This window comes from Gammaproteobacteria bacterium (genome assembly GCA_015709635.1).
In the GTDB taxonomy this organism is placed as follows: domain Bacteria; phylum Pseudomonadota; class Gammaproteobacteria; order Burkholderiales; family Nitrosomonadaceae; genus Nitrosomonas.
Window position 1 is genome coordinate 2,662,499 of the sequence record CP054180.1, and the last position, 25,213, is coordinate 2,687,711.

General features: G+C 42.8%; 12 protein-coding genes and 4 pseudogenes. 6 read left to right on the plus strand and 10 right to left on the minus strand.

The features are described 5' to 3' along the window. Positions 1–243: 243 nt before the first annotated feature. Positions 244–1,680, minus strand: coding sequence for an IS5 family transposase (locus HRU78_12705; protein QOJ24394.1), 1,437 nt, complete (start codon positions 1,678–1,680; stop codon positions 244–246). Between the two features lie 191 nt (positions 1,681–1,871). Here HRU78_12705 and HRU78_12710 point away from each other — a divergent pair. Beyond that, positions 1,872–3,168: pseudogene (locus HRU78_12710) on the plus strand (tyrosine-type recombinase/integrase). A 450-nt stretch (positions 3,169–3,618) separates the two neighbouring features. Here HRU78_12710 and HRU78_12715 read toward each other — a convergent pair. Both HRU78_12715 and HRU78_12720 read right to left on the minus strand, forming a co-directional pair. Then, entirely contained in the window at positions 3,619–4,506 is an 888-nt protein-coding gene (locus tag HRU78_12715; GenBank protein ID QOJ24395.1) for a nucleotidyl transferase AbiEii/AbiGii toxin family protein, read from the minus strand. Beyond that, positions 4,487–5,536, minus strand: coding sequence for a hypothetical protein (locus HRU78_12720; GenBank protein ID QOJ24396.1), 1,050 nt, complete (start codon positions 5,534–5,536; stop codon positions 4,487–4,489). The genes HRU78_12715 and HRU78_12720 overlap by 20 nt, the downstream gene beginning before the upstream one ends. 380 nt (positions 5,537–5,916) lie before the next feature. On the opposite strand from HRU78_12720, the pseudogene HRU78_12725 reads away from it, so the two are divergent. Beyond that, positions 5,917–6,180: pseudogene (locus tag HRU78_12725) on the plus strand (hypothetical protein). A 417-nt stretch (positions 6,181–6,597) separates the two neighbouring features. On the opposite strand, the gene HRU78_12730 reads toward HRU78_12725, so the two are convergent. Together HRU78_12730 and HRU78_12735 are read right to left on the minus strand one after the other, a co-directional pair. Beyond that, complete coding sequence (locus HRU78_12730; protein ID QOJ24397.1) at positions 6,598–7,017, minus strand: type II toxin-antitoxin system VapC family toxin; 420 nt, start codon at positions 7,015–7,017, stop codon at positions 6,598–6,600. Further along, complete coding sequence (locus HRU78_12735) at positions 7,014–7,253, minus strand: Arc family DNA-binding protein (GenBank protein ID QOJ24398.1); 240 nt, start codon at positions 7,251–7,253, stop codon at positions 7,014–7,016. The genes HRU78_12730 and HRU78_12735 overlap by 4 nt, the downstream gene beginning before the upstream one ends. Positions 7,254–7,499: 246 nt before the next feature. Here HRU78_12735 and HRU78_12740 point away from each other — a divergent pair, with 246 nt between their 5' ends. The 4 genes and pseudogenes from HRU78_12740 (at position 7,500) to HRU78_12755 (ending at position 11,464) form a co-directional block, all read left to right on the plus strand. Further along, complete coding sequence (locus tag HRU78_12740) at positions 7,500–7,706, plus strand: XRE family transcriptional regulator (GenBank protein QOJ25054.1); 207 nt, start codon at positions 7,500–7,502, stop codon at positions 7,704–7,706. A 186-nt stretch (positions 7,707–7,892) separates the two neighbouring features. Further along, positions 7,893–10,253, plus strand: a complete 2,361-nt coding sequence (locus HRU78_12745) for an alpha-galactosidase (GenBank protein QOJ24399.1) — start codon at positions 7,893–7,895, stop codon at positions 10,251–10,253. A 271-nt stretch (positions 10,254–10,524) separates the two neighbouring features. Beyond that, a pseudogene (locus HRU78_12750) lies at positions 10,525–11,336 on the plus strand (transposase family protein). Positions 11,337–11,368: 32 nt separating this feature from the next. Then, positions 11,369–11,464: pseudogene (locus tag HRU78_12755) on the plus strand (hypothetical protein). A gap of 52 nt (positions 11,465–11,516) precedes the next feature. Here HRU78_12755 and HRU78_12760 read toward each other — a convergent pair. The 5 genes from HRU78_12760 to HRU78_12780 form a co-directional block, all read right to left on the minus strand. Next, positions 11,517–11,831, minus strand: coding sequence for a hypothetical protein (locus HRU78_12760; GenBank protein QOJ24400.1), 315 nt, complete (start codon positions 11,829–11,831; stop codon positions 11,517–11,519). Between the two features lie 83 nt (positions 11,832–11,914). Continuing rightward, a complete protein-coding gene (locus tag HRU78_12765) occupies positions 11,915–12,451 on the minus strand; it encodes a hypothetical protein (GenBank protein QOJ24401.1) in 537 nt (178 codons plus the stop codon). Between the two features lie 120 nt (positions 12,452–12,571). Beyond that, positions 12,572–13,138 (minus strand): peptidoglycan-binding domain-containing protein, encoded by a 567-nt coding sequence (locus HRU78_12770; protein ID QOJ24402.1) that lies wholly within the window; start codon positions 13,136–13,138, stop codon positions 12,572–12,574. A 12-nt stretch (positions 13,139–13,150) separates the two neighbouring features. Then, positions 13,151–18,460 (minus strand): hypothetical protein, encoded by a 5,310-nt coding sequence (locus tag HRU78_12775; GenBank protein QOJ24403.1) that lies wholly within the window; start codon positions 18,458–18,460, stop codon positions 13,151–13,153. A 45-nt stretch (positions 18,461–18,505) separates the two neighbouring features. Beyond that, positions 18,506–24,940: a hypothetical protein gene (locus tag HRU78_12780; protein QOJ24404.1), complete on the minus strand. Its 6,435-nt coding sequence runs from the start codon at positions 24,938–24,940 to the stop codon at positions 18,506–18,508. Positions 24,941–25,213: the final 273 nt, after the last annotated feature.

The following is a 25,213-nucleotide window of genomic DNA, read 5'->3' on the forward strand; positions in this document are numbered from 1 at the left end:
ATTTTTCAATTGACTTTTATACCTGCTTTACTGTCTACATGAATCAGGTATTTTTATATAATTTATTGCAATTTGTTGATTTTTTGGTGCTGTTGAGAGGAGTCTAACCTCCGACCTACTGATTACAAATCACAAATCCCGTGTATTTATCCATATTTATAGAAATTTATATAAATACACAGACCTTTACACAAAATAGCATTCAGGGTAGATTTAGCATTTACGTAGTCGCCCCTGCAAAATTCACACAGTCATGCCGACAAACGAACGTTTTGTGTAAAAGGTGTTGATCAGTTGCAGCAGCGCAAGTCGCAATAAAGAATTCTTGATGCCCAAACGGTGTATAGCTCTCATCAGCCAGCGCAGATTGTAGCCAGCCGCACATAACACAGCGTGCAGTGCATCACCCAACTGACCTGGTAACCAGCAGCGATTCATTCGGTGATCCGACTTCAGATGCCCGATTGCAGGTTCCACGGCCTGCCGGCGCTTGAGCCAGCGCCGCTGCGGTTTCGTCAGCGACTTGTACTTGCCGCGATGGATGATTTCCACTGCCGGATTGTCAGCATCCACTCCCCGGAACCCGAGATCGGCAATAACCTGCTTCGGTATTGATCCGGTATCTTCGAGTAGCCTGTGCGTTTGTTCGAGCTGTTGGTGGAGAATATGACCATCGTAGGGATTGCCAGGAAAGGTTCTGGCACCGACTATCAGGCCGCTTTTGTGCGTAACAGCAATGCCGGCTTTAACTCCGAACTCGTAAGGTTTGCGTGCTTTGCCCTTGCCGATGCATTCGGCTTCCGGTGCGTGCAATGCATAGAGTTTGTTGTTGTCCTTGGGTTGCTGCTTATGAATCCGTCCTGCCCGTTCCAATAGCGTGGTCAATTGCTGCAGCGATGCGGCACAGACCGTCGTCACGGTTGCCAGTTTGCGCTGGATCTCCCGCAGCACGATACCAAGGATCGTGCGTTGGCGTTTAACGGTTTTGTGCAGACGCCGCAATTGCCTGGCGTGGGCATAGCCGCCTGCCCTTCGGCGCAGCGCCTTGCCTTCTTTGGCGTAGGTTTGCTTCAAGGTGATGCCAGCCCGTCTGGCTGCTTGCACAATCTTGCCGCGAGCAATTTCCAGTAACCGGCTATCCACCGGATGCGCAATTGCCTTTTCCTGAATTGTCGTGTCAACAATCACTCGTTTGAATTCAGCCGGTTTGACCGCCTTGGTGTGCACCGCAGTGTCAATCGTTGCCTTCAGCAGCTTCTCAACACCAGCTTCACCAATGGCGGTGCGGAAACGGCCAATCTGGGTGGCATCACACGGCAACTTCGATGTGTAATATTCCTCGCCGCTGAAATACTGCCACACCACATTCTCCGACCAGCGAACCACCAGCTCTTCGTCACTGAGGTTGAACGCATGCTTCAGATACAGCAACGATGCCATCAACCGGATCGGCAAGCGGGGGCGACCCGCAGTGCTCACGCCCCCACTGGCAATCGCCAATGTTGTGCCAAAAAGATCGTTGATCTCCAACACTTCACCCTGACGGTTTTTACGCTCAAAAGCAGGGACAAGTGCTGCTTCAATATCAGCCCACGGCAGTCGATTCGACAGCACTGCCAGGGGATGACGCAGATCAATTATCTGATCGAGACGCGCTCGGAAAAAATCATCGGTCGGCATTTCAGTTCCTCTTGATTCTCTCAATGTTTTGATGCGAATAGTATAAATTCTCAGGGATCAATGCCGTCTAAAATTTGATGATTCCTGCAGTTCATGCAGGCTCTAAGTGTTTTGCAGGGATGACTACGTACATCGATAGAAATGCACTAAAATGCATCCGGAATGTAACCCCGGCGTAACCCCAATTTGCCATGACCAAAAAATTCAACTTTACAAAAGCGGAGATTGACGCCCTCCCCTTGCCACAAAAAGGCAAGCGCGACACATATCATGACACAAAGGTGAGTGGTTTGCACTTGCGTACATCATCAACCGGGATCAAAACATTTAGTGTTTTTAAACGCATCAAAGGCGGCAATCCTGAGCGCATAACACTAGGACGCCCCCCTGACATGACGATTGATCAGGCAAGGCGAAAAACTATGGAAATCAATTTGGTTATAGCTGAGGGCAAAAGCCCAGCTGAAGCTAAACGCAAATTAAAATCGGAACCCCTCTTCTGTGATTTATTTGCAGAATATTTAGAAAGACACTCTAAACTAAAGAAAAAAACATGGACAGATGATCTAGATAATTATAAAAAACATGTTGAAAAACAGTTTAGTAAAAAAAATTATCAGAAATAAATCGAGCAACAGTATCGCTACTTCATAGCAATATAACAACTAAATCAGGACCAATTGCTGCCAACAGAATATTAGCCTTAATTTCAAGCGTGTTTGGATGGGCAATATCAGCAGGGCTTTGGGAAAACAACCCGGCTATTGGGATCAGGCGTAACAAAGAAAAGAGCCGGGATCGGTTCATTCAAAGTGATGAGCTGCCAAGATTCTTTCAGGCACTCTCAAAAGAGCCAAATGAAACGATTAGAGATTATGTTTTAATCTCGCTATTGACCGGCGCACGCAGATCAAATGTCTGTAGCATGAAATGGCAGGATATTAATCTCGAACGTGCTGAATGGCGTATAGAAGAAACAAAAAATGATACGCCTCAAACAGTAACGCTTTCACCAGAAGCGATTGAGGTTTTGCAAAACCGAAAATCAGATGATAGTGAATTTGTTTTTCCCGGCATCGGCAAATCAGGACACATTCAGGAACCAAGAAAAGGCTGGGAGCGCATAATAAAGCACCCCGCCGCAAGAGCGGGGTATTAACTGCGTTCTTCAATCTGCTGGTTTTTCAACCAGCTTTCGCCCCAAGGGGCGGGGAATTGAACCCGCAGAGATTAAAAAGCGCAGAAATAAAAGATTTGCGACTTCATGATCTAAGGCGCACATTGGGAAGCTGGCAAGCAAAGACCGGTGCATCGCTGGCGATTATTGGCAAATCGCTTAATCATAAAAACCAAAATACAACGGCGATTTATGCGCGGCTTGATCTTGATCCGGTTAGAGACTCGGTTAATACAGCCACAAGCGCAATGCTTGCAGCAGGCGGGCTAACAAAGCCAGGTGAAATTGTGCAATTTAAGAAAAAGAAATAACAAATTGCAATATGTACGTAGGACAAACTAAATGACTGATTTATCAAATAGACGCAGGCTCGATTCCATACCAAATTATTTATCTTATTATCAATCAGTTGCATGCCAAATGATGACTAGGTTTTGGCATTTTTGGCGAGCATTTAAGGATATCTTTTTGCAGAAATTTCGGTTCATTTTTGAATCGTTTTGACTTGTACTAATGGAATGGGCGCCCACCGGGTTTACTACCAAGTTAACTGTATCTGAGCGACAAAGGGATTATGAAATGCAACCACTGGATGTGAAATTAATATAATCAATTAGTTACAATGCTTACCAAGCACAAAACCAGTGTCAAACAGCCTCAAATGGTGGTATTTCCGTCGTAGTTTGGCACCAATTTGACACAGTGATTTTTATGATATTTAGCATGACACGTCAGCGCACTCAACTAGACTCACTCATTTATTAGCTGGTAACTTTCAAACGCCGATTGACATACCCTGCACTAACCGCTTTAGCAAAGATATTAAGCTTCTCCGTATATTCTGCCAAATCACTCCCAGCTTGGCTTTGCATATCCCTTGCAAATTGCTCTTTTCTGTTAGGTAGGTTAAATAATTTTTCTTCCAGAAAAGCCATCGTCACCACGGATGCTATCTTACCAACATCCTCACCAAGCTTCATGACGCTGGACTTGGCTTCGTCCCATTCCTGAGCCTCCATATATCCATCCTCAAATAATGCATCATTGATTTCAGGAATTTTGGAGTAACTCTTAATCAGGTATTCAAAATCAGTAGCATCTTTTGCCCTTAACTCAACTTCTCTATCCAACCACGAAACCAACTTTAGAAGGCAAATACCCGCTGGAGAAGCAACAGGAATAACAATGTCCGGATCTTCACTGATTTGCACACTTAACGCATGTTCAAATGCTTCTGAAAAACCGAGCACATTCATGACGAAGCCCTGCCCAGGCGGCCAATTGATGCTATTATTGTCACCTGCAATTTCGCCAAAGGGAACAATGTCAATTTCCCAAGGATGTCCTTCTGAGTCCACGCAAGTCAAGCGATGAATTCTGTGTATATCAGACTTATAGCCTGCTTTCAGTAACCGATCTCTTAACACATTAAACTCATTCCAACTCCCCACATTAATGCCAAAATCAACATCTCGGGTACCGCGCTCTATAGTAGAACCGTATCCATGCACCAGCACCATATCCCTTGCCATAGCTCCCACAACCAGAAAATCGATAGCCAATTCTTTGGCATGCTCGCTGATATCGGCATAAATCCCAATCAACCCTAGCGGAAGTTTCCCGGTAATGTTAATGCAAGTATTTTGCACGAAGTCTGTTCGCTGTTTCCAGATTACGGGGATCAGCGGTTTCTATCAAATCAGCGTAGACAACAATTGGATGTGCCAAATCCTTTTCTTTTTCAATACTCTTCTCTTGTTTCCAAAATAGCTCAATCAGATCAATACGAATATCAGACTGTTCAGTTTGTATTATTTTTCTTAACCGAGCAGCCTTCAGGAATTTCGCCATATTGGCTTTTTTGATATATACCACAGCATGTTTGGGGTTGAGATAGTTAGTGTATTTAGCCGCCGCGATTTCTCCACCCCATAGAGCATCAAATTCTTCTAGATTCACAGTCTTCCACCAATCGGGATTGTCAGTGGTGAATATGCCTATTTTGTGTTTTTCCTTCAGCCTGTAGGGATAAACTTCTACCCATTTATTCAACAATCGATCAAAGTCAGCTAGTTCGCGTTGATTCTTCTTCACTCCTTCAAAAAAAAATCCCTGTGCCACTAGATCACTAATTACCCAGCCTACTGTCCCTAACGCCACCTGAGCTCGTTCTGCGATTTCCCGATATGGCGCATTGATAAGACTTCTATCCTTTAGAAAGGCAAAAATCACCTTCATTCCCGTGGGCTGAAAGGCTTTGCCAGTTTTAATCTTTCCCATTGCAGCAACATCCGGCTTCGGTTTGTTGCCTTTGATGTAGATATAAACAGGTAATTGATTGATGTACGCATTACCTGCCGTATCGAGAAACTGGATGTTAACTTCTTTTAGTCGCTCACCCATATTAGGGTTTATATAGTCCGCCACAAGTAGGCCATGACCTGGCTTGGCAATATTTTTGATTTGGTCAATGACGGCACCAAGATTAACATGAGTTGCCCACTTTTTAATTTCAGCAACCAGTTGAGCGCCTGTCTCTGGCATCTCTATAATCGCATCTATGTGCTTACCCCCCTTCCAGACATCACGCTCGACAATATCTAAACGTAGACCTATCTCACGGCGGACTATACCAATGGCCGCATCCAATATATCGCATTCTGTCGCCAATCTATTCATGATGTTCACTATTTATACACTGAAGCAATTACATTAAACGTTCGTTAATATATCATGTTCATTATTAATGTACAAAACATTATAACGAAGTGCAAGATATAGTGTTCGAATATTGTGTAAAAAATTGCACTGCGAGACATACCAGTCAATACAGTGTCATTGATAAAGACGGTCGTGTCGATTTTGTGGATTGGATGGGTGATCTGGCAGGAGGTTATGAGAATAATCACTATAAAAGTCATCGTAAACTCCCCCTGTAAGTAGACAAAGATCAGTAGAATTTCGGCTGTGACGTATATTGATGAACAATCCAACTTTGTATCGGAATCGTCAGTTTATCGGCTACTGAAAGCCCGTAATCTGATCACAAGCCCGGCCCGCAGCGGCGCTGGCTCAAGCGCCGGCAGGCCGTGGAACCTGCAATCGGGCATCTGAAGTCGGATCACCGAATGAATCGCTGCTGGTTACCAGGTCAGTTGGGTGATGCACTGCACGCTGTGTTATGTGCGGCTGGCTACAATCTGCGCTGGCTGATGAGAGCTATACACCGTTTGGGCATCAAGAATTCTTTATTGCGACTTGCACTGCTGCAACTGATCAACACCTTTTACACAAAACGTTCGTTTGTCGGCATGACTGTGTGAATTTTGCAGGGGCGACTAGGTAGCAAGGTCAGGTACAAAATATCTGATTTGATCGCTTGGAAAGAAAGTAAAAGAGTGTCCTAGAAATGGTTGCTAGATCGCCGCAATGTAACCCCAGCGTAACCCCGCAAACAAAAATGGCTTGCATGAAAATTGCAAGCCATTGATTTTATGGTGCCGACACCAAGAATCGAACTCGGGACCTTCTGATTACAAAACTTATTTACAAATTTAAGTTACATATAAATCAATCACTTAAAATGCTTGCCAAGCATAAAAACTGTCTCACACAACCACAAACGGTGACACTTACAGACTAGTTTGGCACAAATTTGACACAGTCAATTCCGCATCTTATTTCGTTCTCGCATAACGATGTTCCTTTGATAACTACCATTAACACAAAATACGCTAAGATTATTCTTCCCAAGGATTGATGACGGGCACTCCGGCAGCGACAAAAGGCGCAGTATCTCGCGTCGCTATGGTGAATTCATGTACGACCGCGATTGCGGCAATCTGACCGTCTGCCACAGAGATAAGGCGACCATTAGTCCTAGCTCGACCGACTATAAACGCATATGCTATCGCAGCCTGTTGATCGAATGATAGTATGCGCGCTCCAAAAAGTCTCTCCATCAGTTTCCTCAATGCAGCATCAAGTCCTTCTTTACGCTTTCCATCTGGCAGGATCTCAATGCCGACCAGCAATTCGGAAAGGCTTGTTGCTGTCAGATACAGTGTCTCGGCTGTTTGCCGATCAAGCCAAGCTTGAACGGCGGGATTGCCGTTGGGTTTCATTGGCTCGGATATGACATTCGTATCCAGAACGATCATTCGAACACTGCTGGATCAGTCGGCGTCTGATCACGAGTGCCATTAAAATCAAGCCCCCCAAAGGATTGCCCAAAAGCAGCGAGTTCAGATCCGATTTTGACACGCGTCCTAGGACGCACTGCTTCTTCCAGAATTTCCCGAATTTCAGCTTCGGTGCTACGTCCATGCTGAGCAGCACGCAGCTTAAGCGCGCGATGCGTTTCTTCGGGCAAATTGCGAACAGTAACAACAGACATTTGACTTCACTCCTTATTATGTGAAATCAATGATAGCATATATTTACAAGTGACATCAATTCTTGATATGTGCTGTCAAAAATTATGAATTTCTTATATACGACGGATTCAAAATCAGCCACGACGTCCCTTTACTAAGCTAAGGCTATGCCATCATCTCTCGGGCTATCCCTTTGCCTGTTCGCCGAAATCGGGTACTTGACCTAGCGTGACGCAAGAAAGCGCCGGGGAATTACTGTGCAATTGATGGCGGAGCATATGGGCGTGACAAGAGTAACAGTTGCAAAAATTGAACGTGGTGAGCCTAATACCAGTATGGGAAATTACGCGATGGCGTTATACATCCTTGGTAAAGTCGATGAACTCGAAATGCTGATGGATCGTACCCATGATTCCCTCGGTCTGGATCTGATGGATGAAAAACTACCCAAACGGGTCAGGGTCTCTAAATGAGTGATACGTACCTGCTTGTCTCATTAGATTGGCAAGGACAATTGCATCGCATTGGTCACCTGGAAATTCATAAAAGCCGTGGTAAGGAAAATTTCCGCTTAATCTATGAAAGCACCTGGATCAAATATCCGAATCGCTTTATCATTGACCATTAAGTTACCTGCTACCCATTATGGAGACGCCACGATGATAAGATGGCCGACATTTTTCCTAGTGAAGTTGGTGCTTGCGCTGGTCCTCGCTCAAAGCTATGGACTGGGAAACGCGTTCGAGCCGACCAAACATGCTCGAACAGCCCCTCACTTTTCGACTGGCACGCCTGGCTTCGTTATTTGGGACTCTCGGAATATAGAATATGAACCAGTGAACTCGGCGGTTCCTTTCTCGTTTACCTACAACGGCATCCCTTTCAATCAAAACACGTGGCAGATGCTTGCCACTACACCTACGAACACGATCTACCGCGACCCTTCCAACATTCTCGAAGTTCAGTTCACGCAAACGTTGATGGCCGATTTCAATGCAGTGAAGTGGGCCATCTCTTTTCGCAATGTCTCGACGACCAAAGTGTCAGGAATCATTGCCCAAGTGAAATCTGCGGACATTCAATTGATTCATGAGCTCGGGAGTACCGAACGCTACGTCATCAATTACTCAACTGGAAGTTTGGGTGAAGAACCCAACGACGGTTCCCTGCCATCCCGGGATCTACTCCCGGTTCTCTCTGACTTCACGCCAATCCGGAATGCCCCTCCCAAGACTGTGACCGTCGCTCTTCGTTCATCAAATGGACGGTCCTCGAGTCAAACCCTGCCCTACTTCAACGTCGAGGCTCCTGGAGGTGGTGCAGGCGTGGTCTTCGCAATCGGCTGGTCGGGGCAGTGGGCAAGCTCCTTTGCGATTGACAGCACCGGAACCGACATGCGCTTCCAGGCAGGCCAAGAAGACTTTGGGGCACAATTGAGGCCAGGTGAGCATTTCCGTGCTCCATCGACTCTGATGATGCCTTGGAAGGGCAAGGATTTCCTCGTCGGTCAAAACAAATTCCGGCAGTTGATGCTGAAGTACTTCTCTCCCCGAGATTCCCAAAGACAACTGCCCAAGCCCATTGCAGCTGCCTCGAGCGCTGGTCTTCCGATAGCGTGGGAACGCCTGACATCCGAAGATCTAATTAAAGCAATCACGCATGTTGCAAAATCTGGAATATCGCTGAACACATTCTGGCAGGACGCAGGTTGGTATCGAACCATCACGAAGGCGCAGGACCCCTCTTTGTATGATGCGTTGACCAAAACAGAAGATAAGCTTTGGATCTCCGGAGTGGGCGATTGGATCCCTGACCCAGACCGCTTTCCAAAGGGCTACGGCGAGGTTTCGCAGAAGGCACATGAGCTAGGGCTGAAGTCACTGCTTTGGTTTGAGCCCGAGCGAATGGCCTCGCCAGCCATCAATTTCGATTCATGGAACGACGGACGCCTAATTCACAGAAGTAGAAGTTTATGCGACACAACTTGTCAAAAGCTCTATCGTCAGGTAAATTTTTCCGATCGGAGCGTCGTGGATCAATTGCTCGCGCTCCTGGATACCCAAATTAAAGCAGGTAAAATTGACATTTTTCGCATGGACAGCAACGGGGACGGCCCCCATCTGTTCTGGAAGAACAATGACGCGAAACAGAAGACTGACATGGGCATAGAGCGAACCGGCATCAGCGAAGCGAGTCACATTGATAATCTTTACTACTTTTGGGATCATCTGCGCGCCCGTCACCCAGGCATGATCATCGACAATTGCGCCGCCGGTGGACGGCGCCTCGATTTTGAGGCGCTCAGCAGAACTGTTCCGTTGTGGCGATCCGACCGTGTGGACACTTATGTGGACACTTATATGGACAATAAACCAATAACAGAAGGTGGCTGGGGGCCCACGGAGCAGCAGAATCAGATGCTTGGGTTGTCCCTCTGGTTGCCTCTACAGGGTCGGGGGGCCGACGCGAGCATTGACACCCATGAAATTGCCGGACTCGACGGTTTTAAATACAGATTTCGTAGCGGCGCGGGTTGGAGCGGCGTTTACGCGCTCAACTGGCACAACCTAGATCCTGATCAGCGAAGGGTGACGGCCAGCGAAACTGGCTGGCTTTTTGGTACGAAGTCCCCACTCGGTCCCATGTATCCCGCCGCAGAGATGTTCAAGGGCGACTTCTACCCAATGCCATACGGCCAAATAGATGTAGTCGGGAAATGGCAAGGATCCATGCCCACATATATTGGAACGAAGAGCGTTTGGGTGGGTTGGCAGCTCCACCGCCCTGATCTAAAGATGGGACTCGTGCAGGCGTTTCGCCGCAGTATCGCCGCACCCGGAACATACAGTTTCGTGCTTCAGGGACTCGATGCCACGGCCACCTATTTGGTCACGGACATCGATGCGAGTGGTAGCGACGTTTCGATTTTGGGTGCAACGCTGATGTCAGTCGGTTTGCAAATGTCATGCTCAGGGGCCTGCTCAAAGGTCTATACTCTTAAAGACATTTCCTTGCAATAGCGGGTGTGTAATTCAGAGTTGGAGGAAATGGGGACCGCCGTGCTTCGGATAATCGGCATTTTTTAGTCGCTGCCAGGCCTTGCTCGACCATGACAATTACGATCGAACCGTGCAAATACAATATTTTTATCAAGAGCTTAGAGTTCTCATCGAGAATGTTTTTCCTTACGGAGCATGTGCATCTTTCTAATGTATCTTGTTTGTCGTCATGCAATCCACTAAATTGTAAGAATTTCTAGCGTTGTTTACAGTATTTGGGAGAATACTGTAAATGAATATACATAAACGCACTCGATTGACCTTATTGGATCGTCAGGAAATCTGGCGGCTATATCAAACCCGGCTGTGGAAGGTAGCGCATTTGGCGGAACGCTTCCACGTCAGCCGTCCAACGTTTATGCTGTGCTGAAACGTGCCAGACTACAGGAATTTACTCTGCGCGACAGCACTAACCAGTGGTTTAAAACATTGCAGTACGGTCTCAAGCGCCTGGCCAAGGCCGAACAAACCATCCAGGAACGTCTCGAGCGGGAAGCCAAGCGCTATAACAAGTCTTACCCGGGTGAACTGGTTCATTTCGATACCAAGCGACTGCCCTTATTGAAAGGACAATCCACCAATGAACCTCGCGAGTACCTGTTTGTGGCCATCGATGATTTTTCCAGAGAGCTATATGCCGATATTCTTCTCGATAAAACCCAGCACAGCGCCGCTTGCTTCCTCCTGAGTACTGCTGCTCAATGTCCTTACCTGATCGACTATGCTTATTCCGATAACGGCAAGGAATTTAAAGGGACTGACGCTCATGCTTTCGGCAAAGCTTGCAGGCAACACGGTATCGGGCAGAAGTTTACCCGCGTTAATCGCCCTCAAACCAACGGCAAGGCCGAAAGAGTCATCCGCACTCTGATGGATATGTGGCACAGCAAAACTTGCTTTAAAGACAGCGCTGATCAGCGCATTCAGCTTTCCCGTTTCATTAACTTCTATAATACTGTGAAACCGCATAAGAGTTTGAATAATGCCACTCCTTATGAAATACTTTCCGCTAATTTCAATAAACCTCTCTGTAAACAACCCTGAGATTTCTTACAACTAAATTCATATTTTTTACAGTTGCGCGAACGATTGCAGATTTATCGGGAGTTAAGAAAATCAATAATCAACACATTGCTGAAGCGATTCAGTATCGCCGATTAGATAAGCAATAAAGCAATACTTCTATTAATTTTGTAATCGTGACAGGTCGAGAGCATTGCATTTTCACGATATTTTCTTCCATTCCCAATCGTCTCCATCACAGGCACTATTTTCCAATTTAGCCTGACCTTTCTTGGGCGGCTCATTTTCTAAACTTGCACCTTCTAAAGTAATAACGACTTGATTCTCATTATCCCCATAAAGCACAAGTTTTTTAGGAGAAGTAACAACTTTTACTTTTCCATTTTGAATGTGCAAACAAACTGACACTGTTTCATCCTCCCAATGAATAGGAGGGATAGGAGAAGGTTCAGTAATTTTGATCTCGATTTTCTTATTGTCCACGGCGCGAATTAAGTTGAATTTATACTCTTTCAATTTTTCCCCCTCAATTTGTATGATGATTATTGAAAAAAACTTATCACAGTTCGACTAATATAATGCAATTCTGCTTCTTCTCATTAGAAAAAATGTGAACTCAATCTATGAAAAAATTTATCCAGAAAAAGATCGCTATCTAAAAGACTTATTTCCTCCGGTGAGCAATTCGGCTCCAAATCTTGACTGAGATAGTAATACGCATGCCATATTCTTGACATGCTCTCAAACGATCTAGCCCAAACTGTAATGTGTATGCCATCGCTGCTAGCGCAAATCTTTATTAATTCTGGCGCACTATCTGCATCTATATCAACAAGGATCGTGTTTTTATTATTTTCATTAGTTTCTTGTTCGATAATTTTTTTATTCCCTTTTATCGCTACAGCAAACCTTCCAGCAATCATTTGAGGCAACCATTCTATGTGGTGTTCTGTTAACTGCTGTCCAGTATTGCTATTTATTCTAATTGCGGAAGATTCATTAAATCCTCCGCCTGTAATTTTTGCACAGCAATAACGCAACATATCTGGAATAGAAACAATAGTGATCTCATCCAACTGCTTAAAAACCCCTGGCTCACTCACGATTTTAGGATTTGAGATCTTCGGATCACCCATGACAGCTATCCCCAAGCCAAGTTTTTTGTGCTCTGCAAAAGCGAAGTTACTACTTAAACACAATAGTATTTGCAGGAAATAAGCGAATTTACGGAAAAACACAAATGTAGTCGCTAAATCTCAATGACCATCATCAGACCAATGAGGCGGGTCACTTAACAATTTAATCACACCATAACTAGCCCCAACAGAATGTAGGCTCGTGTTAGTTTCATCTCTGGGTTCCGTATCTATGGTTATTTCAGAACCATCTTTCTTTTTGATAACAAGATTTCCTCTCCATGAAATATTCATATCGACAGCGCGTCCTTCTGTATGCCTGCTTGTCAACGCTGCTCTCTGCACCATGTTATATCCTCTTGGCCCTATCATTTCTTCTGCAGCTTGTTTTGACTTGGCCGAATCAATGGTGCCATCAGGCAATTTGTGTGCCCAATCGATATCAACTCCAGGCATTGGTGGTACAGTAGATGGATTTATGGAATCACGCGCAATTCCCCATGCATAGTGCATCAAATAAGCTCTTTCCGGAGGACGTAAAGTAGCGCTAATGTGAATGCTTGCGCCTGCTGCTTTTAGTGCAGCCAGGAAAGATTCTAAGTTTGTTCTAAAAGAGGATATAAGATCCGAGGTGCTATTACTACCAGGAAATCGCTTCACCCAAATCAAACCACTTAATTCACTCATATTTTCTCCAGCCTATTTCTCAAAATCAAAACGAATCGGTCCAAGAATTTCCGGCAAAGGTCGTATTGTAGATTCACCACCAGGCATATTATTTTTGTCATTACGAAAAATTTCTTCTATCAAATTCTCCCAAGTTTCCAGTGCAGGCAATTTTGATTTTAATTCTGATTTTTTTTCTTCTGGATCATCCGTTTTTAATTCTGGCCAATTAACATTGATACGTTGAAAAGATCGCAAATAGGCATAATCGCCAGCTTGGAGTTCAATGCTTACTGGATGCCAAGGAGTAAAAGTGCCCGCCCAGGCATTACCGGTTCCAATATCCGGAGCAAATAATCCTATAAATTCCCCTGTTGATGTATCAATTGATCCTCGATTTATATCTGCTGTAGGCCTATAAACAAAAAGCAACTGGAAGGTGGTTTTGTTATTCTTCGAATAATCCCACCATTTTTGCCTAGCAATATAGGATTCGTCAGTTTCTTTTTTAGGCACAGTGTTCTCATAAAATTCGCGCTTTGGCGGTGGCTCCCACAAAACCCAATTAAAGATATCTGTTTTATCTTTATACGAAAGTAACCAAGAATCAACTTTGCTATTTCCTTTGCGCAGAATGTATTCATCCGGCCGTCCAATTGGTTGTTGACCGAATGATCCAATAAATGTTAGCCAAAGAGGTTCTGTGTAATCACTTAACGCAATACGTTGTACTTCCAGCTCTTTCACATCTTTGGAAATATCATTCATTGAAAGATAGTACTTATCTGATCCGGAAGAAATAGTGTGTTCCCAGTTCTTTTCAAGGACAAAGCAAGATTGTATTTCACTTGTATCCCAATGCATTAATCCTAATCTCTGTGTTTGCAAAGCTACACGCATCCTCCAGCTTGGATCGCTCTTATCCCATCGTCCTTTATGCCATGAACACAAGAAACGATAAGTCCCTTTTTTCTGCAGTTCAAATGATGGAGTAACAGTAAATGCATTTGTTTTTTCGTCGTTCTTTCTGACCGATATTGTGATCGATACTTCTTGGCTAGAATCTTTGTCAAATGAAAATTGAATACAAAAATCTTCGGGTACAACTTCATCGCCTATTTTCCGTAAAGCAACTGACCGTCTCTTTTTACCTTCTTCATCTTCTTCGTTTATAACAGATCCGCTAATGGAATGTGGTTCAATCAATCGCCGTAGTTTTACTTGTGACATAACCCATTTACCATTAGCTCCTTCTGGAACGACTACTAATGAAGTCTGTGCCACTTTGGCATTTCTGCCTTGATCATAAGTTAATCCAAATGAATCGAGTGATTTAATCTTAAAAGCAGTTTTTTCTCGGGAATGGAATATCGGATTTACACCCTGCTGTAGTGTTTCCGAGAAACGGGTTTCTACGACATCAATCTCAATTCTCTCGCCGATACCGCCAAACCGGGCTAGCGCATCGGTGCGATAAATTGCATCGTCCAGTACAAGTAAATTGCCGTTTTCTATTCTTGGCGGTATGTGATCATTCTGCTGAGCGTTAGCATCCAATGTCATAGTCATCGGTATCGCCCATTTTAGTGCAGGGATTGGCAGGCGTATTTTCGTAGCATCAATTGCCGATCCCGGAATTATTCTTCCGCTAGCAAAAACTGTATCTGACCATGCTTTTACATATTTATTGAGAGGATTCAGCCAACGCTGATAATGTAAGCGTGGACGCATTGTATAAGCTACATATCGTCCAGGGCGTGAATCAGGAAGAGTTAAGCGAGTGATAGGGCCATTTTTGAGAATTTGTTGCTTCTCTTTTTTCTCACTCCATATCGTCTCGAATTCAAAATCAATCGATTCCCGGTAGGATTCCACGCCCGTATGGCGTATTAACCATTGATCAAGACCATTATCCGATGGAAAATCGACAGCATAGCCGGTCCAATGCCATTCATGACGCTCCAGGTAGCCTCCCAGCGTCCATTTACCCAATTCTATGGCATTATTATCATCACCACTTACACTTGCACTCAAGACAAATGCATCTGATTTTTCATCTTTCAACTCAAGTTCAATAAGTTTATGGTTTTTTAGTGTTGGCAAGTCATTCTCTGACGATTCGTCGAACCACTGGGTTGGCAAGAAATCCTTCGGCAATACCTCGAACCACTGCTCCGCAGAAAAAAGGGCGTGAAAGCCTTTGAAAGTTTCTATGTCAAACTGATCAGATTCAAAAAAACGTGCAATCGAATCTTCGCTGTCTCTATACATCCAATTTGGTATTAGGCAATAATAAGAAACTTTAACCTGAGTACCGTTGGGAATGCTCAAGGTCATTTCTTTTATATTTATATTCTTATCCTCTTTCGATTTGAGAACCACCGATATAATATTTCCAGCAACACTTGTAATCTTCAATTCAACCCGATACTTGATGATTTCCTTATTTTCATTGTCGAAATTAATTTTTTCAATAACAGGAATAGATTGATTTGGTATATTCGCTATAGGTTTAATTTCCCCCTTAGACAAGTATTCAAATTTCATTCCGATATGCGTAACTGCAGGATGAAATGGTATATATGGTTTGTAGCCAGGACTTACCTTATTTTGTTTACGTTCTTTGACCCTAAGATCACGAAATGCTATTAATTTTTCACTATCAGCCCCATTAAATGGCTCTTTTCGAAGTTGCCCTAATTTTTGTTCAGCAAGAAAAATCTCAGTGTTCATCCAGCGAGTAATAAAATCGGCATCAGCATCGGGTGATCCGATTTCAAATGTAAGTTCTTTAAGCCCTATTGCTTCTATAGAATAATGGCTATCATTATCATTGGCTTCAGCTGGACATAGCATATATACCTGAGTGCTTTTTGACTTCTCTGATTTTATTTCTTCATTATTCTTCAGGTATAAATTGACTATACTTTCTTCATGGCAAGATAGAGCTAGCTCCAAATGAGATTTTTCTGTAGTTGCCTTTGGCTGCACGCTCAATGCCTTAGGTGCTTCATGCGAAAGATATCGTACTCGTTCTCTACTTTCTGTAAAAATTGCATCGGTATTGTTAAGTTCCGTGTAATTTCCGACATTACGCAAGCGGGTTGCCTTGATACCTCCTGCATTATCAATTGCCGTTGCTATTGCTTGGTAATAGAGGCCGTATCCAAGTAAGGGCAGTTGGCTTTCTTTTTTATCCTTATCTTCGAACCAACGGAAATCCAAACAGTTCGTTCCATCAAGATCCTCGCCAATGATATTGTCTGAAATGGCTTTACCGTCTTTATCTGCAGGAATCGATGCGACTGGTCCGCCATTGTAGAGAAATGATGCAACCAGGTTGCCATGGTCTAAAGTTGCACCAACCGTTTCGTGTAATACTAATTTACTCTTAGAAACTTCAAGCCATTGCAGCTTTCTTTCTTTATCTAAAACGACGCAATGCGTATCTGTTATCCATTTCGCCCGACTGTCATCCCATTTCATTTCCCCATCTATACCTTTAAATCCAGCCCGCAAAGTAATAGCGAATCCTCGGATCTCGGCTTCTTTCGCTTCTTCCTTTATCGCTAAAGTCAAGCCGGTATCTTTGTTTTCAGCCTGCACATTTTCTTTTTCCGATAATAATGCTGCTATTTTTATAATATTTTCTATTACTGAGGTATTAATCTTTTCCTTTTCGTCCAGACCTTCACACAAATATTCAGCAATCTTCGGGGCATGATCGTTAATCTTTTCATGATTTCGGAACCATTCCTTAAATTGCGCACTAGTGCCTTTTTCCCAAAACAATCGAACCATTCGAGCTGAGAATTCGGATTTCCAAAGTGCATCATAGATAATCTTTTCTACATCAGAATCTGGTTTTGGATCTGGTTCGACATTTACGATCCATCCAGCTACGTTTAAATGCCAAGCAGCGCAAGCCAGAAACTCATTGGTCAGCGCATTCGGATTCGATAAGAATTGAAGGCTTTCCAGTGCTGAATCGATAGCTATAGAATCATTAGTCCATATTTTTAAATTATCACCCCAATCTTTCAGTCTTAATTTTTCTAAAAATGTTGAATATCTTGCAATTATGGTTTTGTTATCGTTGTCATTAAGTTCATCAATTTTTTTTGATGCGAGTATATTTTTTAAAACGAACCATTGCTGATTATTTAACCAAGCTATAGGTTTTTCTTCATGAAAAAAATAGTCCAGAATATGCGGATTAGTATTAGGCCTAGGATTCTCTGATGGAACGTGAGCATCTATCCGATCCCATCCCCAGCCAAAAATACTGACGATTCTCTTTCTAATTGTTTTTAAGGATTCAGGCGTCAGTAATTTCGGGAAGAAATCTTTTTCATCTTTGATTTCTTCTTCTTTTTTCTTTATTTCTTCTTCCTTTTCTTTAATCTTAGCTGGATCAGATCCGGGGAAAGTCTTTAATGTCATCAGTTCTTCTTTTAGTGAACTGAGTTCTATATTCAACTGATTAAGTTTCCCCAATCCCATTGATAACAATTGAATGGGGTGCAAATACGTACGCAATTCCGCTTCATAAACGAAATCACTCTTTTGATGTGTTTGGATGTTAACTTCTATTGGTTCGTCTTCAAGTGCTTCTACAGAATCAGTAGCTTTTAATGCATTCTGTAAAAAGCAAACTTTAACACCTGAAGAATCCTGTTGATATGTACATTCAGCAATGGCTATTGAGTCGCCTATATTAAGTTTGTAACTCTGAGGTTCAAATAATTTTTCTTTAGCTTTGAAGATTGGGAATGCCACGAGAAAAGTTGAATCCTCGTTTCCAAGACCTTCTCTCTCTTTTTTGCCGATTTTCAAGAAACCTGCCAGTTGCAATACCTCATTTGAGATGCCTGCGGGTAGGTGGGTTAGCGGAGCAAACAAATGAGGAAAGCTTTTCCCTCCAGATTCAGCTGTTGCATATTTTGCATCCGCAGAAAACACATTCTCACAGTTACCTTCTTTAGTTTCATTTTCTATTTCATTCCAGATTGAATCTTTGCTCGGAGATATCCTGTCTTTTATAGGTAAACAACCTGATACAAAATTTACTTCGCACTCTTTTAAATTTTTGCCATTTGCATCTAATTTCACTAGTTTCCATGACTTAATTTCCCATTGCCATGGATAAAGTAGATCTCCTAGTCGTTTTATGGCGTCAACTTTTGACCACCTCGCCTTTGGCAAACCTGGAGGATGTTCTGGATTCCAACTATCCAAGTCTGGTTCTCCTGCTGGCATAACAAAATTTACCGATAACACTACCGAATCATCGTCAAGATAAGCGCAGCGTCCTAAATGCAACACCCAACCGAAAATACCCATGACTTTCTCCTCAATTTATTATTGTTCGCTTCATTGTTGAATTGATTAGAACTCTTTGGTGACCTGCTTTCTGACCTTTAAGGTATAACACCAGCTAATCTTTACTGAGACATCCAGTGTTCCGGTGCCTTTTGATTTACCCCCCGAATGATTGGCTTCCAACTGCAAGCGAACGCAAGCGTTAGCTAAGCCGAGAATTCTCGCCGAGCCTTCTATAAGAATGCCGACGATAAAATGTTGGCGTGTACTTTCAAATTGGATGTCAGCGAAAATTAAGATTGAATATAATCCGCGAGCAACGCCGCCCAAGGTAAAAGCGCGGGTGGAACCAATTGCAAGTCCGCAAGTGACTTTGTATTCTGGCTTACCTTTTACTAGCTTTGTCTGTCCTTCTAGCCATACGCCACCGCCTAGAAAACCTATTTGTACAAAAATTGGGGTTGAACGTGTACCTACAGAAATATAGGTTCCTATTTGGAAATCGCCTTTATTGACTAACAAGTTTAGTCCAGATGCTATGGTTAGCGTACCGATCGAAACGGCACCCAAGGGTGGCAGATTTTCCACCCTGGTTTCGAAAGATGCTTTAGCACCAGTAGGAAAACCCTTTTCATCTTTTTCAATTTGGATAGCGGGCGGCAGGCTTCCTTGGAATCTTTCAGCAAATTCGGAAATAAATTTGAGGCTGGGATGAAGTTCTATTTTATCGGGAGCAATATTGAAATCATATTTACCATGATTATTGAAGGTTATTGTTACTTGCCGGAATTTGACTAAACGCTTATCGCTCAGATCCAATGCCAAGTCACAAGTCAAAACACCTTCAGTCTGTTCTGTCCGCCGCCCATCCAGTCCGATTCGAAAATCGCTTGTAGCATTGATAGACATCGCCGCCATTTTTACTGCGATTGCTTTCTCGCCAAATACGGTAGATTCTTCAGGTGATTCAAAATGCACATTTGCTTTTGCCCAGGCGCTGCGCGTTTCCTTATCGAAACCATGGGTCACTTTGACGTGATCTTCATTGATAGCGGGAATTTTTAGGCCATTGCAGATATTCCGGAAATCAATACCAGCAATATTCTTGAATACTTTTCCAAAATCAAGATCCTTTAACGTATCCGGCATGAACTGGTCACGTAGTTGGCGAGTGGGAATTGATAGACCAAGACCCTTGAGACCATCGTCAATTTCACGCATTTTCATTGCAAATGGTGATGTTTCGATTTGTTTCTTAAAATCATCGAAAACATATTCTGCGCGATCAGCGTTGAAGGTTAGGTGAGGCAGACTCGGTATGTCACCGATGGCTTTACATAGCTTAAGAGCTTGCGAACCTTTGTCTTTGAATAATTCGGCTTGCGATGCCAGTGACTCTAACTGCTTGCGCGCTTCGCTGTTAATAGCACCAGCGACTACTTTGGTCACTTTGTCATTAGCCCATGTTTCTAATTGCTTGAGCTCTTCTTTTAATTGCTCACATGATGCTGTACTATCATTAATCACTCTATTAACGTTCTTCTCTAACTCTTTAATCTTGTCAGATACTTCTTTACCAATTGCTTTTATATTTTTATAAAATTCAATTCTCAATTCTTCAAGTACTTGAATAACACCATCATTTATTTTTTTTCTAATCCCTGGAATAACTTCACCAACAATAGTCTTTTCATATTCTTTAATGAGTGTCTTTTCAATCTTTTGGCTTGAATCTTGTAGGTTGTAAGCAAGCAGATTGATTTGTTCTGTGATTGCATCATCTGGTAGATTTTTGAGCTTAATTAATGGATCGTCAAAATAGTTTTGCATTGCATCATTAAAAGCACGCCAAATTTTACCGCCATCCTTCGAGTCTTCACTCGGGGGGGTCAATATTGATTGAGTATCCTGAATGAACTCTTTTGATTTACTGAATAATGCTTTAATTGCTAAGCAAAGTTCTTTTGCGGGGCCGAGCCGATCTTGTTTGGTCACTGCGAGCTCAACATCTATAGCAACTCTAGCTAATGAGCTTCTTATCTGTTCTGCAATTAACTGTAGTCGAGGGTCGGAAATTGCAGCAAGTTTTGCGTCTAAATCGTTGACAGCAGTACGAACCTCTTTTGCGATCTTTTCTGTAGCATGATCTAGGTTTTTTATTTTATTGTAGATTGTTTCGTCGAAAATAGTTTCCAAACTTTTACTCTGTTCAAAAATAATTTGAACTCGTTTGCTCACATTCTCGAGTTTTAGTTTTACATTCTCTCTGGTTGATCGAATGTCAGTTTCCAGTTTCTCTATTTCTTTAAGTGTTTTATCTTTCCCTTCCGCTTCGTACGTTTGACGAATTCCTTCAATTTTTAATGCCCAGTTTTTAACAAACTCGTTAAGTAAAGTGACTGGTAATTGAATTCTTTCTTCACAGAATTTTGTGAATGAATCGGTAATTGCGTTTGTATTGATAGCTTCGGGCAATTTTAATTTATCTTCTGATAATGCTTGGTTGCTCCGGTACCTTAAGTCGTCAAAAAAACGTTTGGATTCAGCGCGAAGTTTCTCTGAAAGCGCCATACAATCCAAATTGCCGATACCCATGCGAGTTGGATCAAGGCGATCAATGAATTTTTTTACTTCCTCTTCGATGCTTTGCGCGTTCATGCTAGTACGAGCAAGTTCTTGGAAGTTAGTATAATTATTGCGTGCGTTCTCAAATTCGCTTTTGTTTAAATGCTCATCACTTATCCCGTTTCCGGTAAGTGAGGTACGCTCGATAGCGAGCACTGAAAATTTAACAAGCATCGGACTCTCGCCCCGATTTTGCTGTACATTTCCTGGTCCTTCCGACAGGACTGCCATGTTAAAACGTGGGTTTCTAGGCATTTGTGGCCCAGGATTTGGTAGGGAAGATGCCTCTAGTACATGATTCAATTCTTCTTTCGGTATTTCTCCTTTTTTATTTTCACGAGAGGTCACATCGAATCGCCATCCTGGCTGAAAATCTACCAATACTTTCGCTGGCCATGCATTGCTTTCACTTCCAGTCTGCGGTTCTGTGTTCGAATAAAAGAATAACTGATGTGGTTCTTCGTGACGTTGCCGGGTTTTATCTTCGCCTGCCGCATAGGTCATCAAAGCGGCATATGGCTTTGGATAGAATCCACTCGTATCTTCCTTATTCCATAGCGGGATTTCGTATCCATGGGCTACATCCCGTCCCCAAGAACCATTTACATAAATACGTTTGGTAAAAAACTTGCTTGAGAAAATAGCTCCCGCGCGATTATCAATTGCTGATTTCTCGGTTTCAAATAAGCGCTCATCTTCGATAAGCTCTATATATTCTTCAGTTTTTCGAAGAATTGGCCAGCCTTTTAAAGTGCTACCTTGTTCACTCTCGAATTGTAAACTGGGCACTGTGGTGCGCTCGTAAACAATCACGTGGTTGGCTTTATTCCACAGCACACCAATACGACCGACACGCGTTTTGACAATGCGGGATGCTTGTCCGTATTGCACTTCGGCAGTAAACGTTGTCCGTCCATTATCAAAGCTCGCTGAAACCTTACCCCATGCACCAAGGGCAGAAAAAGATAGATTTTCTATCACGCCATTCCTAGATACCGGCCCACGTAATACCGCAACCAATTCACTTGGAAATTCCATGGTATGTATCAGGCCGCCACGGATAGACTCTACGTTTTCCCAGTCAATTGAATCTTTAGTAAGAAAATTCTCGGTTATTTTCTTTTGATCTTTGTCGAAATCAACACCCGTAGGAAGAGGATTAGCCAGAGCTGGAGCACCCTCATTACGACTACGCAAGCGGAATTCTATCCCCTTCGTTAGAAACAGTTTATGATCCTTGCGATAGGGATCATGTAGATGCATTACTGCAAGACGAGAGACAAAGTTGATACGCGCAGCGCTTTGCGCGCTACGCATTTTGATATAGCTTGCTTTACCCTGTTCTACCACCCCAGGTACACCTTGATACCATTTCGCTAAATAATCATCAAGCAGATTTTCCTCAGAAATGAACTTAGGGAATTCTTTTTTGTCTATTTTGCCATCAAAAAATGGAAGATTCTCAGCAGGTCTACCGAAAAATTCGGCAACTTCTGTCATTCGTACCTCAGGCTCACGATTTTGATCGCGAGCAAACTTCATCGATAAGGGATAGACTGCCTCCGTTTCAAACCGCTCTACATCCGAGTTACGGATGATTTCGCGGAGATTGGCTGGGTTTTTGTTATATCGGCGATCCAGAATGCCGGGTCTGATAGTGACGAAAGTTGGCGGAGAAAATCGAAAGCGAATCGGCTTGTCTTTCTCGATATAGGGAGTATGATTTTTCGTCCAAAACCGATTTCCCCGTTCCATTTCTTCACCCACCGCTTGCGGCGGTAGCCTGAAACCCATTTCGGAGTACCCGAATCGCCATTGCGCACCATCGGGATCATCACTGCGCCAGGTTGCAATTCTGGCGCCGGATTCAGCATCAAATTGAATAGAGTTAAGTTGCGCTTCGACATAGGGTCTTGCATTAAAAAAATATGTACCATTGTTCTTGCCATTACCTTGATTTATCGACTTTGACTCAACAATCATTTCCATTACAGAATTTTTGCCAGCCTCCGATTTGAAACGAAGAATAAACTCAGCATTAGTTGCTAAGACAGATTGTGGATATAAAAGTGATGATGTCTCGCGCTGCAATCGATCTTCATCGCCAGCCACAACATCAAGTTGGGTATAGATATCGTCTCGGTCAGCATCATTACTGCCCGAGGTGTGAATTTCACAGTCCTTTAATGTTAATTTGAATTCTGGATAGATATCCCAAGACTCGCTGCTCCAACTACCTCGTAATGTACATTCTAAAGTGGCAGCTTCTTTCGAAGGTTTCGAAGGTTTCGAAGGTTTAATGATAAGCGAACCAATGCGAATTTCACTGTTTTTGTCCACCTTCCGACTATCAAATTGAATAGTGAAGCGTGAAAGAATACGTTCGGTTATATTTTGTGAAGTATTTTTGTAATTTCTAAGGATTTTGCTAAATATTTCTTCAAATCTTTGATCTATAATTGGAAATATTGATACATTCTTAATCTCATATTTTGTTACGAAATAAGGATCATATAAATCTTTCGATTTATCCCCAAGCGGAAGAGATTCCCAATCTTGGATAATTTCGGATTGCCATTGATCGAAAAGGATTGAATCTTTATTATCTTTATTGAGAAACTTGCCATTCTCTAAAATTAACGTTTGCGGTGATAGATTAATTGCAGATTGTGTATCCCCATCGAGAATTGAATCCATCCAATTCCAAATGAAAGCAACCGAGAAAGGTTTGTCTTTCTCCCGAACTGCAGGAAAAACGTGCCTGACATGTGACTTTGAAGATGGATCAATCAATATATTTGATCGAATAGCTCCAATGTTTTTATTCAGAAAAACAGGTAAACCCAACAGTGGCGAACCGCCGTTTAATAATTTTGTTGATGCAAATGCAGTTTCTACTGCCCGATTCCACAGCCAAAGAAAATCGAAAGATTCCCAGCCCTGAAGAGCTATATCAGTTCGTTTGTTTCTGCGGGGATGAACAAAATCTCGCCCTTGCCAGCTAATGAGTGCAGACCATCGACCAGGAGGGAAAGCGGAAGAATCACTATGTATAGTGCTTAGAGAGGTGATATAAAGTGCAGGAGAGAAGCACCATCTTTCCATCTGATGAAGAAGTGAAACTCCCTTCATCCCTCTTAGTGCTGCGGTAACTTTTGTGTTTTTATCTAGTATGGTCGCTGAATAAAGAAAAACATGTAACGCACCATCAACATGAACATCCTTATCTATACCTTCTTCAGGAACATACCAAACGCATACCTGTAAATTTGCTTTACCAGCTGAATCATTGGTTCCTTTTTCAAGAATTCCCATGGAATCCCATGGCATGAGCTCACGGCACGTAGTATTGCGTTCACCATTTTGATATAGATTCCGAGTCGTATTTGCTGGATTAAACCACTCACCAAATAATGGATATGCATCCTCACTGGAGTAAGAATCTTCGACAAAAGATGAATCGAAGAGATGTTTATGCCATTCTGTCCAATTTACCCGCCACGAATTATGATTCCTAATATCACGTTTGTATTTTTTTTTAAAAATCCGGTCACTATCCCACTGATACAATAAGTTAAAAATTTGAGGCTGATGAAGTGTGTCCCATTTAGGCCATTCTCTATCCCTTGCTACTTTGCAATTTATTTCTATTCTTGACTCAGTTGGATCGTCGTCATTTGGTACAACCTTAATCGAGGTAACATATTGGCCACCAATTCTAATTATTTTTTCCTGTGTTGATGATGGTAGCTCGACTTTAATGTCTACCCAGACAATGTTCTGAACATCACTATTCTGAACCTCATGCTTCCTCCAATCATTAATTATTTTAATCGTTGAACCGGATTTATAGCGTAGCAAGAAATCTTCAGTCATTGAATTCTCCAGACTTTATCAGTGGTATTCTTTGATACTACTATCACCAATGGGTGCTTTGTGTGCGTGATTGATAAATTTCGCTCAAATATTTTCACAAATAATCAAGTTTGTGTCTATATCATCTATTCACTACTTCATAAGTAGTTTGCAAAGTGTAAATAGCGGAGTAAAAATGTACCACTGAGACGCACTAAATTTCGCGGGAATGGCGGAATAAAAGTGTACCAGTCTGAAGCCTGTAAGCTGATGCGATTAGCATCAAGTGAAAGG

Excerpts from the sequence above, each read along its gene's own strand:
- HRU78_12705 (QOJ24394.1), bottom strand. The coding sequence starts at position 1,680 with ATGCCGACCGATGATTTTTTCCGAGCGCGTCTCGATCAGATAATTGAT.
- HRU78_12720 (QOJ24396.1), bottom strand. The coding sequence starts at position 5,536 with ATGAATAGATTGGCGACAGAATGCGATATATTGGATGCGGCCATTGGT.
- HRU78_12730 (QOJ24397.1), bottom strand. The coding sequence starts at position 7,017 with ATGATCGTTCTGGATACGAATGTCATATCCGAGCCAATGAAACCCAAC.
- HRU78_12735 (QOJ24398.1), bottom strand. The coding sequence starts at position 7,253 with ATGTCTGTTGTTACTGTTCGCAATTTGCCCGAAGAAACGCATCGCGCG.
- HRU78_12740 (QOJ25054.1), top strand. The coding sequence starts at position 7,500 with ATGGCGGAGCATATGGGCGTGACAAGAGTAACAGTTGCAAAAATTGAA.
- HRU78_12745 (QOJ24399.1), top strand. The coding sequence starts at position 7,893 with ATGATAAGATGGCCGACATTTTTCCTAGTGAAGTTGGTGCTTGCGCTG.
- HRU78_12765 (QOJ24401.1), bottom strand. The coding sequence starts at position 12,451 with ATGGGTGATCCGAAGATCTCAAATCCTAAAATCGTGAGTGAGCCAGGG.
- HRU78_12770 (QOJ24402.1), bottom strand. The coding sequence starts at position 13,138 with ATGAGTGAATTAAGTGGTTTGATTTGGGTGAAGCGATTTCCTGGTAGT.
- HRU78_12775 (QOJ24403.1), bottom strand. The coding sequence starts at position 18,460 with ATGGGTATTTTCGGTTGGGTGTTGCATTTAGGACGCTGCGCTTATCTT.
- HRU78_12780 (QOJ24404.1), bottom strand. The coding sequence starts at position 24,940 with ATGACTGAAGATTTCTTGCTACGCTATAAATCCGGTTCAACGATTAAA.